The sequence below is a fragment of the Brevibacterium picturae genome (assembly GCF_030453725.1).
Lineage (GTDB): Bacteria > Actinomycetota > Actinomycetes > Actinomycetales > Brevibacteriaceae > Brevibacterium > Brevibacterium sandarakinum_A.
Genome location: NZ_JAKDJU010000003.1, coordinates 40,985 through 57,174, shown reverse-complemented (window position 1 = coordinate 57,174; position 16,190 = coordinate 40,985). Strand labels below are relative to the sequence as shown.

Sequence of the window (16,190 nt, the reverse complement as noted above, 5' to 3'; positions counted from 1 at the left end):
CCGCGTGGGGGTCGCACCAAAAAAATCGGGGGGGCGCGTAGCCCATCATGCCGTCCCGCCCCCTGCTCTATCTGCGCTGGGCAGTTGTTTCAGTGCTCAAGCGGCGCCAGTGAGATCAGCTCTCCCTGCGCAACGCATCGGGATTCTGGTCCAACTCGGCGGCGAGGTCGTAGAACAGCTGTGCCCCGCGATCGACATCGGCTGCAGACTTGCAGAATGAGTAGCGGATGGATGACCGGTATGCCGTATGTGCAGGGGAACCGGTCCGGCACAGGGCAGGAACGGGAATCCCGACGATCGAGTACCGCCTGGCCAACAGGTCGTTGAGCTCGAAGGCGTCAAGATCGGTCAGGGCCGAGAAGTCGACGACGGTGAAGTACCCGGCTGCCGGCGTTGACGCGATGATTCCGGCAACGGCACGACATGCCGGCACCAAAACGTCTGCGCGCTGCTGCAGCGAGGCACGGTTCTCGGTGATGAAGTCGGAGGTGTCGGCCAGGCTGCGCGCCACACCTATCTGCAGGGGGCCGCTCGCGGTGAACGTGAGGAATTGTTTGACTGCTTGGATGGCGCGGAGGACCTCGGGCTCAGCAATCACCCATCCGACCTTCCAGCCGGTGGCGTTCCATGACTTTCCCGCCGAAGAGACAGTGACAACCCGTGAACTGTCGTCCATGGCAACCGCCGGAGCCACGTGCGGCGCGTCGTCGAGGATGAGCTGCTCGTAAACCTCGTCGGTGAGAACCCAAGCATCCGCGGCGACTGCCGCATGGCCGATTCGAGCCAGGTCTTCGGCGCTGAACATGAACCCAGTGGGATTGTGTGGGGTGTTGACAATGATGATCGAAGGAGTGGCTTCGGCATCACCGACAGCGTCGTCGAAGCGAACCCAGTCCGGTTCGAAGCCTCCCTTGTCGGTGGGCAGGATCGGCACAGTGACCAAAGAGCCTCCCGCCGCGGCGACAGCCGCCGGGTAGCCGTCGTAGAACGGCTCGAAAGTGAGAACGGTGCCTCCACGGGGCAGGAGCGCGAGAATGGCTGCGGTGAGGCCTTCTGTGGCCCCACACGTATACAGCACGTCCTCCGCCGAGATCTCGTGACCGAAGTCCCGCCGCCGCTGTTGAGCCACAGCCTCGAGCAGAGCAGGAAAGCCCCGACCCGGAGCGTACTGGTTGTATCCCTCGCGCATGGCATCAGCGGCGGCGTCGATGAGCTCGGCAGGAGGGGCAGTGCCCGGTGCGCCCTGCCCCAGATTGACGGCTCCGGTCCGCTCGGCCAATGCCGTCATCTGTCCGTAGATGGTTTCACCGATTGTTCCGTCGGCCCTGATCAGACCGGCTGCATCAGCCATCGAATGCCAGAGATCGGCACGCATCACATCGGGCATCGGTTCCTCTTCCTCTGAAATGATTGGGTTTCGGTGAGAACTCATACTTGAGTGCGGGGAGGACGGGCGGCAGGAGCGATTCGACCCAGCCGATCAAGGGCACGTTCCTGCAGGCGGGAATTGCTGGCGAGTGCATTGCCGCCGAATGGACCGGGGAACCCAGCCGTGTTCGTGAACGTTCCACCTGCTTCAAGAACGATCGGAACGAGTGCGCCCATGTCGTAGAGCTCCAGCTCGGGCTCGCACGCGATGTCGACCGCACCCTCAGCCAGCAGCATGTATGAGTAGAAGTCGCCATAGCCGCGTGTGCGCCACAGCGAATCACAGAGACCGAGGAATTCGTCGAGGACCCCGAGGTCCTTCCACCCGGACAGAGACGCGTAGGACATGGAGGCATCCTCGAGCGAATCGATGTCAGAGACCTGGATCGGTTTGGCCGGTTCGCCCAGCGCCGAGGTGAAGGCACCGTGCCCGGCCTCGGCCCACCAGCGACGCCCGAGGGCAGGGGCCGAGACCATGCCGATGATCGGTGTCTGCCCGTCGTACAGGGAGATGAGAGTGGCCCAGATCGGGACGCCGCGCACGAAGTTCTTCGTGCCGTCGATCGGGTCGACGATCCACCGCCTCGGCGAGGTCCCGTGAGAGCCAAATTCCTCGCCCAGGACACTGTCTTCCGGGCGTTCGCGGTTGAGGCGCTCCATGATCGCGGACTCCACTGCGCGGTCGCATTCGGTGACGGGAGTCAGATCGGGTTTGGTCTCGACGGTGAAGTCCTGTGCCACGAAATGGGGATAGCTGATGGAGTCGGCGAGTTCGGCGAGTTCGGTCGCCAGGTCGAGATCGTTCATTCCTCCACCTTATCCAGTCGTGGGCAGCAGCCTGCGCAGTGATTCCAACCGTGAGACTCCACCAGAGCCGGCGTTGCCCGCGGCGACCCAGGCATCGAGCCGACAGCCCGGTGCATCAGCCTGATGAGTGCAGCCACGCGGACATTCGGCAGTGGCATCGACGAGCTCTGGGAAGGCCGAGAGCAGTGTGCTGCGGTCGACGTGGGCCAGTCCGAAGCTGCGCACCCCGGGAGTGTCGACGAGCCAGCCCCCGCCGTCAAGACGAAGGCAGATCGCAGACGAAGAGGTGTGCCGACCCCGCCCGGTGACGTCATTGACGTGGCCGGTCGCTCGCTCAGCACGGGGGACCAGGGCATTCATCAGGGTCGATTTGCCGACACCGGAATGTCCGACCAGGACGCTGACCTTGCTCTGCAGGCGGTCGAACACCCTCGCATCGGTGAGTGACCCGTCGGGTCGGAGTCCGGAGGACACGATCTCGACCCCGGTCTCCGAGAATCGTTGTGTGATCTCATCGGACGATTTCAGATCAGTCTTGGTGACGATGAGCAGGGGAACGATGCCGGCATCGAAGGCCGCTGTCAGGGCCCGATCGATGAGCCCGTAGGAGGGCTCGGGATCCTCGGTTGCGGTGACGATGCCCATGATGTCGACATTGGCGACGATGACCCGCTCCGTCGGGTCCGTGTCATCGGCGCTGCGCCGCAGCACGGTCCGTCGTTCGCTGATCTCGACAAGGCGTGCCAGCGAGCCCTTCCTGCCCGAAGTGTCGCCGACGAGCTTGACGATATCGCCGGGCACCACTGCGTCCTTGCGCAGGTGGGAGGCTCTCACCGCCGTGATGTCGGACGTGGCCGCACCCGATGCGGTGAGGTCACGGACACTGCTGGAGTCGTCGGCGACGACAACCCGATACCGCCCCCTGTCGACGGCCGTGACGAGTCCGTCGATCGCAGCGTCGTGGTTGGGCCTGTTCTTCGTCCGCGGCCGGGAACCGCGTTTGCTGGGGCGAGGGCGGTAGTCCTCGTCGCGGTAGATCCGTGCCATCTCAGACGCCGCGATTCAGCATGGCTTCCCACAACTGGGTGAATTCCGGCAGGGTCTTGGCCACGGTGTCAGCATTCTCGATGACCAGCCCGTCGACGTTCAGACCGAGGATGGCTCCGGCCATGACCATGCGGTGATCGTTGTAGGTGTGCCACGTCCCACTGCGCAGTCGCGAGCCGGTGATCGTCAGTGCCGTGGAATGTTCATCGACGTCGACACCGACGGCCCCGAGTTCGCGGCGCAGGGCCGAGAGTCGATCGGTCTCATGCCCGCGGAGATGCCCGATGCCAGTCAGGTTCGACGTGCCGTCGGCCAGGGCCGCCAAAGCAGCCACGACGGGTGTGAGTTCGCCGACGGCGGAGAGGTCGAGGTCGACGGCTCGCAGGACCTCGGGGCCTCGGACGCGCAAACCGTTTCGGTCCAGCGTCACGGTGGCGCCGAAGGCTTCGGCGATGGCACGGAACCCATCGCCGGCCTGTGTCGTATGGGCCGGCCAGTCGAGGACGGTGACGTCGCCGTTGGTGGCCAGGGCGGCAGCGACGAAGGCGGCAGCGTTGGACAGGTCCGGTTCGACCTGGACGTCGAGTCCCCGGGGGAGGCCCGGTTCGACGATCCATCGTTCGGGTTCGGGCTCCGTGACGTCGACTCCCGCATCGGCGAGGACCTCGAGCGTCATATCGACGTGGGCGCGGCTGGGTACGGACTCACCGCGGTTGACGAGCTCGATTCCCAGGGGCATCACAGGTGCGGTCAGGAGCATGCCCGACACGAATTGGCTGGAGGCGCTGGCGTCGATCGCGAGGTGGCCACCGCGAAGGTGGGACTGTGCATGGATCGTCATCGGCAGCAGGTTGTCCTCCGCCGTGATGGATGCGCCGAGGCGGGTCAGCGCATCGATGATCACCGACATCGGCCTGACCCTGGCCTGCTCGTCGCCGTCGAGGACGACTTCGCGCCCGGTGGCGGCCGCAAGCGGGGGAATGAAGCGCATGACGGTCCCGGCCAGACCGCAGTCGATGGTGATCGGCGGACCGTCGAGGTGGGCTGAGAAGTCGATGGGAGTGATGCGGAGGCTGTCGTCGACCTCGTCGATGTCGGCCCCGAGGGCCTTGAGCGCTTCGACCATGAGCTGCGTGTCGCGGCTGCGAAGCCAGCCACGGACGAATGACTCGGACTCGGCCAATGCTGCGAGGATGAGATAGCGGTTGGTCAGGGACTTCGAACCGGGAACGCTGACATTCGCGGTGACGACGCCACCGGCGACCGGCGCGAGCCAGTCACCGGTGGCGGGTGCACTGAAATCGGGTGTGTCAGTCAACGCCAAGCGCACTCATCGCCTGTTTGGAGGTGCCTTCGACCGACGACCAGAGATCTTCGGCAGCATGCTGTGTGCGCCACCAGAGACCGGGCTTGCCCGCTGTGTCGACGCTGGCCAGCAGCGCGCCGCCGAGCATCGACGTCCGGATGAGGGTGCGCTCCGTGCGTTCGCGCTTGTCCTCCTTCGACGTCGCCTTGTCCGCGGCAATGCGTTCGCCGACGGTGTCGAGGAGGTAGGTGCCGACGAGGATCGTCGCACTCACCCGGGGGAATCTGCCGATCGCCAGCAGCGATCCCGCAGCGACCTGAGCCGCTCCGGTGGCACGTGCCAGGGTAGGAGCATCAATGGGCACGTCAATGCGTTTGCGCGCCATGTTCAGCAGCGGGCCGATCGAGGCGGCCGCAGCTTCCGGTCGGCGCAGACGGTCGACCCCATTGCTGATGTAACCGGCGGCCAGCATGGGCCGTGCGAGGAATCTGATTGGAGACACTATGGTCCTTCCTACGTGTCGGGCATCTCACTGGCAAGCATAACGGTTGTCCGGGAATAGTGGGGCCTCGCCCCGGTGTTGAATGAGAGAACACGCACCGGCGGGCAGGCTCTTGTCGGTGCCGAGTCGAAAGGCAGAAGGAGAAGTCTGTGAACGCCACTGCCGTCCTCGAGAGAACGGGCGTACCATTGACTACGATGACCGAATCAGTCAAAGAAGTCCCCGAGACGAAGGCCGAACGTTCGGCTCGTTTCGAGCGTGACGCTCTGGAGTATCTCAATCAGCTCTACGCAGCTGCGCTGCGAATGACCCGAAACCCCGCCGATGCTGAGGACCTCGTCCAAGAGGCCTATGCGAAGGCCTATGCGGCATTCCACCAGTACAAGCCGGGAACCAACCTCAAGGCTTGGCTGTATCGGATTCTGACGAACACCTTCATCAACAACTACCGGAAGAAGCAGCGACAGCCGCTGGAACACGGCAGCGAAGACATCGAAGACTGGCAGATCGCCCAGGCTGCGAGTCATTCGTCCTCCGGCGGTCGCTCGGCGGAGCTCGAAGCCCTCGACCATCTGCCTGACTCCGACGTCAAGGACGCGCTCTCGGAGCTCCCGGAGGACTTCCGCATGGTCGTCTACTATGCCGATGTCGAAGGTCTGCCGTACAAGGAGATCGCCGAGATCATGGATACGCCGATCGGCACCGTGATGTCGCGGTTGCACCGTGGGCGCCGTCAGCTGCGCGACATGCTCGCCGATTATGCAGCGGATCGCGGCTTCTCGAAACCTGTGGGAGGTGCGAAATGAGCGATGAGTGCTGTGAGAATGTGCGCGCGGAATCTCTGATGCGCATCTACCACTATCTTGACGGAGAACTGACGACGACGGAGATCCGAGAGATCTCCGTGCACCTTGAACACTGCCCGTCGTGCCATGACGAGTACGAGATCGAAGCGCTGCTCAAAGAGTTGGTGCGCCGGTCCTGCAGCCGGGAAGAGGCACCGATGGGACTGCGGGAGAAGATTCGCCAGCGAATCGCCACCGAGCAGACGGTCTGGCCGGGAGCCGACGCATAGTTGCCGTACCGAACGCATGAAAGACCGAGCACATGAAAGTGGGCGGGAAGAGCATTGCTCTTCCCGCCCACTTTCATGTGCTCGCGTGATTCCGAAGAATCAGCCGAGCGGACGCTTTCCGTGGTTCGCCTTGTTGCGGCGGCGGTCGTGACGCTTACGGCTGCGTTTGCTCATGATTACACTCCTTCGCTAGATGTTCCATTCTTTCATGACCGTCCTGCCGGGGCAAAGCGCCGCCGGTCAGATCGAGTCAGGCCTCACCCATGGCATCCTGGACGCCCAGCCACGGGAACCACCCACGGTGCAACACCAGCCAGGCGAGCAGGCCGTAGCCTTCCTGAGCAGGAAGATGGTCTCTCGAGGAAGCGATCTCACGCTGCCACACGGGATGGCCGAGCAGAGGTGTGAACGTATCGACATAGGCGATGCCGCGTCGCTTTGCGACATCTGAGAAGCTCGTATTGAGCTCAGCGATCGCACGATTCCGTTCGGAGTTGTACTCCGGGGGAGGGCCGATGACGAACGCCGACACCTTCCGTGCCAGCGCCTCATCGAGGACATTGGCCACATCGAGACGGGCGCGGGCAACTGAACGACCCGAGTCGAGGTCGCCTGAACCCAGAGCCAGCACCAGCCGATTGTCGCCGTCGTCGGTGAACCGCAGTGATGCCTCTGCGATGGTGCGAGCATGCAGCCCTGACGAGTCTTCCTGCGGTACAGCCAGGGGGAAGACTCTGAGATCGGGGAGGCTGGGCAGCGTCCTGGCCGTGACACGTCCGACCCATCCGAGGCCACGACCGTCGCCGAGACCGGCGACCAGAGGGCCACCGATCACAGCAACGGTCGTCGGGGTCGCGGAGCTCACCGGCGGAAGACCCTGTCGATGACCTCCTGCTGCTGGACCTCGTGGACATGCTTGAGCCCGGTGGCGGTCGCCGCCGAGGCAGGACGGGAGATCACAGTGAGTTCACGATCGCCCAGGAGCTGTGGCATATTCAGTGCCATGAACGGCCAAGCGCCCTGATTCTCAGGCTCCTCCTGTGCCCAGACCAGCTGCGCGCTGTCCGGATACCGATCGAGCAGAGCCGCGATGGAGTCCTCATCGAGCGGGTAGAGCTGCTCGACGCGGACGAGTGCTGTCTTCGTGTCCTCACTCTTCTCACGCTGAGCCAGCAGCTCCCAGTAGAGCTTGCCGGAGACCAGCACGACGCGGTCGACCTGCTCGGGGTCGACGACGGCATCGTCGATGACGGGCTCGAACGTTCCCGTGGTGAAATCCTCGGGGGAGTTCGCTGCGGCCTTGAGCCGGAGCATCGACTTCGGCGTGATGACGATGAGCGGACGTTTGTTCGTCGTCATCGCGTGGCGACGCAGGAGGTGGAAGTACGAGGCGCCGTCCGATGGCAGAGCCACGGTCATGTTCGACTCGGCGCACAGCTGCAGGTAGCGCTCGATGCGAGCAGAGGAGTGATCGGGCCCCTGTCCCTCGTAGCCGTGAGGCAGGAGCATGACGACTCCGGAATTCTGCTGCCACTTCTGCTCGGAGGACGAGATGAACTCATCGATCACGGTCTGGGCGCCCTGAGCGAAGTCGCCGAACTGGGCTTCCCAAGCGACCAGGGCGTCCTTGCGCTCGACCGAATAGCCGTATTCGAATCCGACCGCCGCGTATTCGCTCAGCAGCGAATCGTAGATCCAGAACCGGGCCTGTTCATCGCTGAGATTCTGCAGAGGAGTCCACTCGTTGCCGTTGACTGCGTCGATGAGCACCGAGTGACGCTGCACGAAGGTGCCGCGACGGGAATCCTGGCCGGCGAGGCGGACCGGGATTCCGTCCATGAGCAGCGATCCGAACGCCAGGAGCTCCGCGAAGCCCCAGTCGATGCCCCCGGACAGCGACATCTCCTTGCGCTTCTCGAGGAGGGCTCGCAGCTTCTTGTGGATGGTGAAGTTCTCCGGAACCGCGGCGAAGGTTTCTCCGATGTGCTGCAGTGTCTCGGTGCTGATCGCGGTCTCGGCATTGTTGAATGCCTCGATGTCGCTGGGTACGTGCGGGGCGTTGAAGGCATCACCATCGGAGGAGCCGGTCTCGGCCTCCTTGGTCTCGGCGAATGCCGATTCCAGCTTCGACTGGTAGTCCTTGAGCGCTTCGCTGGCTTCTTCGTCGGTGATGCATTTCCTGCCGACGAGCGATTCGGTGTAGAGCTTGCGCACCGAACCCTTCTTTTCGATGAGCGAGTACATCTGCGGCTGGGTCATCGACGGATCGTCGCCCTCGTTGTGACCGCGACGACGGTAGCACACGAGGTCGATGACGACGTCGCGATTGAATTCCTGACGGTATTCGAACGCAAGACGTGCTGCCCTCACGACGGATTCGGGGTCATCACCGTTGACGTGGAAGATCGGTGCGTTGATCGACTTCGCGACGTCGGTGCAGTAGAAGGACGAACGGGCCGAGGCCGGGGGCGTGGTGAATCCGACCTGGTTGTTGATGATGATGTGGATCGTTCCACCGGTCCTGTAGCCACGCAGTTCCGAGAGGTTGAGGGTTTCGGTCACGACACCCTGACCGGCGAAGGCCGCGTCACCGTGGACGAGGACGGGGAGCACCGTGAAGCCGGCTTCTCCCTGGTCGATGAAGTCCTGCTTGGCGCGCACGATGCCTTCGAGGATCGGGTTGACCGTCTCGAGGTGGCTGGGGTTGGCGGCGACGTAGACGTCGGTCGAATTGCCGGCCGGCGAGGTGAACGACCCTTCAGTGCCCAGGTGGTACTTGACGTCGCCGGAGCCCTGGACGCTGTCCGGGGACATCGTTCCGTCGAACTCGCGGAACATCTGCGCATAGGACTTGCCTGCGATGTTGGTGAGCACGTTGAGGCGTCCCCGGTGAGCCATGCCGATGGCGACCTGTTCCATGCCGGTGTCTGCCGACTGGTTGAGGACCTCGTCGAGGAGCACAATTGCTGACTCTCCACCCTCGAGGCTGAAGCGCTTCTGCCCGATGTACTTCGTCTGCAGGAAGGTCTCGAATGCTTCAGCCGCGTTGAGACGACCGAGGATGTGACCCTGCTCCGAGCGTGTCAGCTCCTGGTGGGGGACCTCGATCTTGGCCTGGAACCAGCGGCGCTGCAGCGGATCGGCGATGTGCATGTACTCGAAGCCGATCGTGCGGCAGTAGCTTTCGCGCAGGAGTCCGAGGATGTTGCGGAAGGGCATCATCGGAGTGGTGCCGAAGCCGCCCGTTGGGAACTCGCGTTCGAGGTCCCACAGAGTCAGTCCGTGTTGGTTGATGTCGAGATCGGGGTGCGAGCGCTGGCGGTACACGAGCGGGTCGGTGTTCGCCATGAGGTGACCGCGGGTGCGGTAGGCATCGATGAGTTCGATGACGCGTGCGGTCTTGTTGACATCGTCCTGGTCCTCGGCGGAGACATCGGGAACCCAGCGCACGGGTTCGTAGGGCAGACGCAGCGACTCGAAGACGTCGTCGTAGAAGCCATCTTCGCCGAGGAGGTAGCTGTGGACGAGTTTGAGGAATTCACCGGACCCTGCACCTTGAATCACACGGTGGTCGTAGGTCGACGTCAGCGTGAGCACCTTGGACACTGCCAGCTTGTTGATCGTGTTCTGACTGGCACCCTGGAACTCTGCCGGGTAGTCGAGTGCCCCGACCCCGATGATGCATCCCTGGCCCTTGGTCAGACGCGGCACGGAGTGCACGGTTCCGATTCCGCCGGGGTTGGTCAGTGACACCGTGGTGCCGGCGAAGTCGTCGCCCGTGAGCTTCCCCTGCCGAGCCTTGTCGACGATGCCGTCATAGGCATCGACGAACTGGCGGAAGGTCAGTGTCTCGGCCTTCTTGACGTTCGGCACCATGAGCGTGCGCGAACCGTCCTTCTTGGGCACGTCGATCGCGAGGCCGAAGTTGATGTGAGCAGGGGAGACCATGACTGGTTTGCCGTCGCGGGTGTCATAGGAGACGTTCTGCGAGGGGAAGTTCCGCAGTGCCCGAATGACGGCGAAGCCGATGAGGTGGGTGAAGGAGACCTTTCCACCTCGGGTCCGCTTGAGATGCGAGTTGATGACGATGCGGTTGTCGATGAGGGCCTTGGCGGGCATAGCGCGCACCGAGGTTGCCGTGGGAACCTCAATCGAATCGTCCATGTTCTTGGCGATCAGCTTCGCCGGGCCGCGCAGCGGCGTCACTGTCTCTTCGGGAGCCGGTTTGGGTTCGGTGTCCTTGACGACGACCGTCGGCACGGATTTGGTCTCTGCCTTCAGGGTCTCTGCCTGAGCGGAGGAAGGGGACACCCCGCGGGGGCTGTCGTCGGGTGCGGAGTCCGCTGTTGATTTGGCGGACTTGTCCGCGGCTTTCGTCTGAGTCTTCGCGGTCGATTTCGCCTTGGGCTTTGCGGTTGCCTTGGTGCCGGTCTTCTCGGTGGGTTCGGCGTCCGCAGTCTTCGCTGCTGCCCCACCCCCGTTCTTTTCGTACTTGTCGAAGAACGGCCACCACGACTGGTCGACGGAGTTCTTATCGGACTTGTACTGTTCATACAATTCCTCGACCAACCACTCATTCGACCCGAAGTCGTCGACGGTGCGGTTCGGAGTATTGACGGACACGGCGTTGATCGCCTACTTCCTGATTCAAGAATTGCTGCTTAACGACATGACCAGCCTAACGCGATGTGCCCGCGTATGTCCGCATAGGGGACAATAGTGTTATGCGTTTCATCTCAAATGACCCGAATAATGATCTGACGTACTCGGATGTCTTCCTGGTACCCAACGCGTCTTCGCTGACTTCCCGGTTCGACGTCGACCTGTCCACGACCGACCCCACCGGCTCCACAACCCCGATCGTGGCCGCGAATATGACCGCAGTCTCCGGCCGGCGAATGGCTGAGACCATGGCCCGCCGAGGCGGCCTCGCTGTTCTGCCGCAGGACATTCCCCTGTCTGCGGCTCAGGACACGATCGCCTGGGTGAAGAGCCGCGATCGCGTCTTCGATTCAGCGCTGCGCTTCTCCCCTGAAGACACGGTGCTGAGCGCATTGCACGTTCTGGCCAAGCGCGCCCACGGCTTCGGAGTCGTCGTCGACGAGACGGGCAGGCTCGAAGGCGTGATCGATTCGGCGAATCTCAAGGACGTCGACCGGTTCACATCGGTGTCCGAACTGCTCGAAGCGACACCGCATGTGATCAGGTCCACAGACGTCGACTGGTCAGACGGCGCACAGCTGGAGTCGCTGTTCGAAACCATGAACGAATCCAGGACACCGTTCGCCGCCGTGGTCGATGATGATGACAGAGTGCTGGGTTCCCTGACTCCCAAGTCGCTGCTGCGGTCCTCGATCTACGCCCCCAACCTCGATGATCAGAACAGATTGAAGATCGCAGTCGCGGTCGGAGTCAACGGCAACGCCGTTGAGCGGGCCTCTGCCCTGGTCGCCGCCGGTGCCGACGTGCTTGTCGTTGACACTGCGCACGGCCACCAGGCGAAGATGCTCGACACCTTGAGTTCGATCGCGGCTGCTGACCTCGGAGTGCCCATCGTCGCCGGCAACGTCGTCACCGCTGACGGCGTTCGGGACCTCGTGTCCGCCGGTGCCCAGATCATCAAGGTCGGTGTGGGCCCCGGTGCTATGTGCACCACGCGCATGATGACCGCAGTCGGGCGTCCGCAGTTCTCGGCGGTTCGCGAATGTGCCGAGGCAGCCCGGGAGATGGGGGCTCATGTGTGGGCGGACGGGGGAGTGCGCTATCCCCGTGATGTGGCGCTGGCTCTGGCGGCCGGGGCTTCGCAGGTCATGGTCGGTTCGTGGTTCGCCGGCACCCATGAGTCCCCGGGGGATCTTCTCGTCGACGGTGAAGGTCGGAAGTACAAAGAGAGCTTCGGCATGGCCTCGGCTCGAGCGGTGGCCAACAGAACTCGGACCGAATCCGCATTCTCCCGCGCGCGCAAGGGACTGTTCGAAGAAGGGATTTCTTCGTCAACGATGTACATCGACCCTGAATCCCCTGGAGTCGAGGACCTGCTCGACGGCATCACTTCGGGAGTGCGCAGCTCCTTCACCTATGCGGGGGCCCGCAGTCTCAGAGAATTCGCGGAACTCGCTACGGTCGGAGTCCAGAGCGCTGCCGGATATGACGAGGGACGACCTCTGTCTCGGAGTTGGTAAGATCTCCTCATGCACAGTGACAGTCCCAGCCGGCGGGAAGCCGGCGCCCCAGACGATGATCCTCACCCCTCGGGGGCTGATCGCATCACTCACAGTGATTTCCTGACCGTGAACGGCAGGGATAGTCACTGATGGAATGGCTGTACCTTGCACTAGCACTCCTGCTCATCTGCGGCACCGGCGTCTTCGTCGCAGCGGAGTTCTCCCTTCTCACTCTCGACCGTCACACTGCCGATAAGGCGGTGGAGCAGGGCGTGTTCGGCGCCAAGACGCTGCGCCGATCGATGACCCACCTGTCGACGCAGCTGTCCGCGGCCCAGGTGGGCATCACGATCACCACTCTGCTGACCGGGTACCTGATGGAGCCGTCCCTGGGCAAGCTCTTGGCTCCGGTCTTCGAAGCGATGGGTGTCAGCCCGGGACTCGCGGCTCCGATTGCTCTGACTATCGCACTCATCGTCTCCACGTTCCTGTCGATGATCTTCGGCGAACTGGTGCCCAAGAATCTGGCGATCGCAGTGCCGCTGGCCACCGGTCGCATCGCCGCGCCGATGCAGTATCTCTTCTCCGTCGCATTCAAGCCCGTGATCAGCGTGCTCAACGGCACCGCGAACAAGATCCTGCTGTCCTTCGACATCGAACCTCAGGAGGAGGGCTCGGTCGGTCGGTCACCCGAAGAGCTCACGTCTCTGGTTCGGCACTCCGCGGAGGAGGGAATGCTCGACGAGCAGACTGCCGATCTTCTGCAGCGGACTCTGAGCTTCTCTGAGCGCACGGCAGAGGACGTGATGACTCCTCGCACCCGGATGTCATCGGTGGTCAAGGACACGACCGCGCGAGCGATCATCGAACAGGCCCGCGAGACCGGATTCTCGCGATTCCCGGTCGCGGGGGAGGACAAGGACCACATCGTCGGCGTCGTTCACGTCAAACAGGCGTTCGCGGTTCCCCTGTCGAACCGAGACGATGCCTATGCTGGGGGACTGATGACCGAGGTGACCGAGATTCCCGAAACGCTTCTGCTCGATCCGCTCCTCATGGAACTTCGTGCCAAGGGCCTGCAGATGGCCGTGGTCGTCGACGAATTCGGCGGCACAGCCGGTGTCGTGACACTCGAAGACGTCGTCGAAGAGCTCGTCGGCGAGGTCGCCGACGAACACGATCGGATGCGAGTGGCTGCGCGGCCCGCGCGTGATGGAACGTGGATCGTCCCCGGACAGCTTCGTCCCGACGAAGTCACGTCGACTATCGGGCTGGAAATACCGGAAGATTCCGACTACGAGACTCTGGCCGGTTTCGTCCTCAAAGAGTTGGGCCGAATACCTGAACCCGGTGACCAGATCCGCACCGATGACGCACTGATCCGCGTCGAGCGGATGCACGGCCGGCGCATCGAGCGACTGCGCATTCTCCTTCGGGCGACCGACACGGTCGGCTATGAGCAGGGTGGTGAATTCTGATGAGTGCTGACTGGATGGGCCTCGTCTGGCTCGTGGTCCTGCTGCTGGGCAACTCCTTCTTCGTCGCGGCCGAGTTCGCCGTGGTCGCGGCCAAACGTTCGCAGCTCGAGCCGCGGGCGCTGGAGGGCTCGAGCGCAGCGAAGACCGCTCTCTACGCGATGGAGCATGTGTCGGTGATGCTGGCGATCTGTCAGCTGGGTATCACCGTCTGCTCCCTGTTGCTGGGTAACGTCGCAGAACCGGCAATTCACCATCTTCTCTCCGGTCCCCTTGAAGGACTGGGAATTCCCGCAGGTCTGTCCTCGACGATCTCGTTCGTCCTGGCGCTCGGCGTCGTCACCTACCTGCATGTGGTGATCGGTGAGATGGTGCCGAAGAATATGGCTCTGGCCGCTTCGGCTCGCGCCGTGATGCTGTTGGCGCCCCCGCTCGTCTTCCTGTCGCGAGTGTTCGGCTTCGTGATCCGACCGCTGAATGGTCTCGCCAACTCGATCCTGCATCTGTTCAAGATCGAGGCTCGCGACGAGGTCAACGAGGCGTTCACGATCGAGCAGGTTGAGTCGATCGTCGCCGAGTCCAAGCGCGAAGGTCTGCTCACCGACGACACAGGGCTGCTCAAGGGGGCATTGGAGTTCAGCGACAAGACCGCCGCCGACATCATGGTGCCCATGTCCGAGCTGATCACCATCTCCTCGAGGGTGACCCCTGATGAGCTAGTGACATTGGTCGGCAAGACTGGCTTCTCCCGCTATTTCGTCGTCGACGAGGATGGGTACCCGCAGGACTATCTCCACATCAAGGACGTCCTCTACGCCGACAGCGACCTCGAATACGGTGCGCCGATTCCCGGAAAACGGTTCCGTCCCCTGTTCACTGTGACATCGGGCGATGAGGTGGAAGAGGCCCTGTCCCAGATGCAGAAGGCCGGCATCCACGTGGCCAGGGTCGTGTCTGCGGAGGGGAATGTGCTGGGTCTGCTCTTCCTCGAAGATGTTCTGGAAGAGCTCGTCGGCGAAGTTCAGGACGCCATGCAGCGGGGCCGATACCAATATTGAGCATGACATCACGCAGGTACGGCGATGAATGTGTGACACGCGTCATCCAAAGGCCCGTTCTTTTGTAACAATATGTTACTAATGGCCCCCGACGGAGCCCGCAGATACGCGTTCTGCGACGCTCTGGTGGGGGGCCAAAACGTGTTAAACACCAGGTCACACGCCAAGTGTGAACGCAAGGTGACAATCTGTAACGAGCTCGTTATAGTGTTGTGACATAAGGTTTTCGTTCGCCCGGATACATGGCGGCCGAAATACGGACAACAGTACGGAGTAATATGTCGAGTGAGTCCTCGACCGCAGAGGCGCCATTGGTTCGCCGACGCGATCTGCGTAAGCAGCACACCTCTTCAAGCGTTCCAACTGTCTTCTCCAAGCAGAGTGCGACATCGGTGTCACGGCACTCGGATCCGAACCCCTCAGCAACACTGTCGCCGCGCCGCGCCGCGATGGCGGCAGAGGCCAGAGCGTCCGCCGGTTCGCCGCGACGGGCCGCGATGGCCAAGGAAGCCGAAGCACGACCTGCCCACAACGGTTCCGCTTTCGTCGCCGCTCACATGGGCAGCCGCGGATCAGACGGATCGCTTCTGCGCTCCGTGCGTCGACGTCGTGTCACGACCTTCTCCGCATTGGCTACCGTGTCCGTGACAGGAACCGCGATCGCCGCCGTCATGGTCGCCGGCAACATGAGCGGCAATCAGGAAGTCAAGGTCGACGAGACTGCGGCCGATACCCAGACACGCGCCATCAACTCCGAATCCGTCTCGGCCGACATCAAGGCAGACGACGAGAAGACGAGCATGGCCATCGGCGCCCCGAGTGCCAAACAGACCAAGGTTAAGGCCGCTTCGCGTGCCATCACCAAAACAGTTCTGCCCGGATGCGAAGGCGAAGCGCCCAAGGGTGAGGCATCGAACGGTGAGGTCCCCGAGGACTGGCTGTGCGAGATCGGCGTCGGCAACCACAAACTGCGCTCAGACGCCGCAGTGTCCTTCGCCAAGATGAACGCTGCATTCAAGAAGGACACAGGCAAGGAACTGGCAGTCACCGACTCGTATCGCTCACTGGAATCTCAGATCTCCGTCGCAGAACGCAAACCCGGTTTCGCCGCTCGCCCCGGCACCTCCAACCACGGTTGGGGAATTGCGCTCGATCTCGGTGCAGGAACTCAGAACGGAACCGGCGTCCAGTATGACTGGCTCGTCGCCAACGGTGAGAAGTACGGCTGGGAGAACCCGGACTGGGCGAAGCGCAACGCCTACGAACTCTGGCACTGGGAATACGTTCCAGGGCGCAAGGATCTGAAGGGCGCCTGATACTTGAGACCG

Annotated in this window: 14 protein-coding genes; 6 read left to right on the top strand and 8 right to left on the bottom strand. The window is 62.9% G+C overall.

What is annotated here, in order from left to right; translation table 11 throughout:
- Nucleotides 1–115: 115 nt before the first annotated feature.
- The 5 genes from L0G76_RS00940 to L0G76_RS00920 are packed head-to-tail and all read right to left on the bottom strand — an operon-like array spanning nucleotide 116 to nucleotide 5,090.
- Nucleotides 116–1,387: an aminotransferase class I/II-fold pyridoxal phosphate-dependent enzyme gene (locus L0G76_RS00940; RefSeq protein WP_304355559.1), complete on the bottom strand. Its 1,272-nt coding sequence runs from the start codon at nucleotides 1,385–1,387 to the stop codon at nucleotides 116–118.
- A gap of 41 nt (nucleotides 1,388–1,428) precedes the next feature.
- Nucleotides 1,429–2,235 carry an inositol monophosphatase family protein gene (locus L0G76_RS00935; protein WP_304355558.1) on the bottom strand — a complete coding sequence of 269 codons (807 nt, stop codon included), beginning with the start codon at nucleotides 2,233–2,235 and terminating at the stop codon, nucleotides 1,429–1,431.
- Between the two features lie 9 nt (nucleotides 2,236–2,244).
- Nucleotides 2,245–3,282 (bottom strand): ribosome small subunit-dependent GTPase A, encoded by a 1,038-nt coding sequence (gene rsgA, locus L0G76_RS00930; protein WP_304355557.1) that lies wholly within the window; start codon nucleotides 3,280–3,282, stop codon nucleotides 2,245–2,247.
- A 1-nt stretch (nucleotide 3,283) separates the two neighbouring features.
- Entirely contained in the window at nucleotides 3,284–4,600 is a 1,317-nt protein-coding gene (gene aroA, locus L0G76_RS00925) for a 3-phosphoshikimate 1-carboxyvinyltransferase (RefSeq protein WP_304355556.1), read from the bottom strand.
- Complete coding sequence (locus tag L0G76_RS00920; protein ID WP_304355555.1) at nucleotides 4,593–5,090, bottom strand: DoxX family protein; 498 nt, start codon at nucleotides 5,088–5,090, stop codon at nucleotides 4,593–4,595. The genes aroA and L0G76_RS00920 overlap by 8 nt, the downstream gene beginning before the upstream one ends.
- 197 nt (nucleotides 5,091–5,287) lie before the next feature.
- On the opposite strand from L0G76_RS00920, the gene L0G76_RS00915 reads away from it, so the two are divergent.
- Together L0G76_RS00915 and rsrA are read left to right on the top strand one after the other, a co-directional pair.
- Nucleotides 5,288–5,896, top strand: a complete 609-nt coding sequence (locus L0G76_RS00915) for a sigma-70 family RNA polymerase sigma factor (protein ID WP_304355554.1) — start codon at nucleotides 5,288–5,290, stop codon at nucleotides 5,894–5,896.
- Nucleotides 5,893–6,165 (top strand): mycothiol system anti-sigma-R factor, encoded by a 273-nt coding sequence (rsrA, locus tag L0G76_RS00910; RefSeq protein WP_092101759.1) that lies wholly within the window; start codon nucleotides 5,893–5,895, stop codon nucleotides 6,163–6,165. The genes L0G76_RS00915 and rsrA overlap by 4 nt, the downstream gene beginning before the upstream one ends.
- Before the next feature lie 99 nt (nucleotides 6,166–6,264).
- Here rsrA and L0G76_RS16305 read toward each other — a convergent pair whose 3' ends face one another.
- From L0G76_RS16305 to L0G76_RS00900, 3 genes are all read right to left on the bottom strand, one after another.
- Entirely contained in the window at nucleotides 6,265–6,339 is a 75-nt protein-coding gene (locus tag L0G76_RS16305) for a 50S ribosomal protein bL37 (protein ID WP_371860662.1), read from the bottom strand.
- A 76-nt stretch (nucleotides 6,340–6,415) separates the two neighbouring features.
- Nucleotides 6,416–7,030, bottom strand: coding sequence for a GDSL-type esterase/lipase family protein (locus tag L0G76_RS00905; RefSeq protein WP_304355553.1), 615 nt, complete (start codon nucleotides 7,028–7,030; stop codon nucleotides 6,416–6,418).
- Entirely contained in the window at nucleotides 7,027–10,788 is a 3,762-nt protein-coding gene (locus tag L0G76_RS00900; protein WP_304355552.1) for a multifunctional oxoglutarate decarboxylase/oxoglutarate dehydrogenase thiamine pyrophosphate-binding subunit/dihydrolipoyllysine-residue succinyltransferase subunit, read from the bottom strand. The genes L0G76_RS00905 and L0G76_RS00900 overlap by 4 nt, the downstream gene beginning before the upstream one ends.
- 101 nt (nucleotides 10,789–10,889) lie before the next feature.
- Here L0G76_RS00900 and guaB1 point away from each other — a divergent pair, with 101 nt between their 5' ends.
- The 4 genes from guaB1 to L0G76_RS00880 all read left to right on the top strand — a co-directional run bounded on the left by guaB1 (nucleotide 10,890) and on the right by L0G76_RS00880 (nucleotide 16,178).
- Nucleotides 10,890–12,347: a GMP reductase gene (gene guaB1, locus L0G76_RS00895; RefSeq protein ID WP_304355551.1), complete on the top strand. Its 1,458-nt coding sequence runs from the start codon at nucleotides 10,890–10,892 to the stop codon at nucleotides 12,345–12,347.
- 131 nt (nucleotides 12,348–12,478) lie between these two features.
- Entirely contained in the window at nucleotides 12,479–13,807 is a 1,329-nt protein-coding gene (locus L0G76_RS00890; RefSeq protein ID WP_304355550.1) for a hemolysin family protein, read from the top strand.
- Nucleotides 13,807–14,862, top strand: a complete 1,056-nt coding sequence (locus L0G76_RS00885) for a hemolysin family protein (protein WP_304355549.1) — start codon at nucleotides 13,807–13,809, stop codon at nucleotides 14,860–14,862. Before L0G76_RS00890 ends, L0G76_RS00885 begins: the two co-directional genes overlap by 1 nt.
- Nucleotides 14,863–15,140: 278 nt before the next feature.
- Nucleotides 15,141–16,178 (top strand): M15 family metallopeptidase, encoded by a 1,038-nt coding sequence (locus tag L0G76_RS00880; protein ID WP_304355548.1) that lies wholly within the window; start codon nucleotides 15,141–15,143, stop codon nucleotides 16,176–16,178.
- The last annotated feature ends 12 nt before the right edge of the window (nucleotides 16,179–16,190 follow it).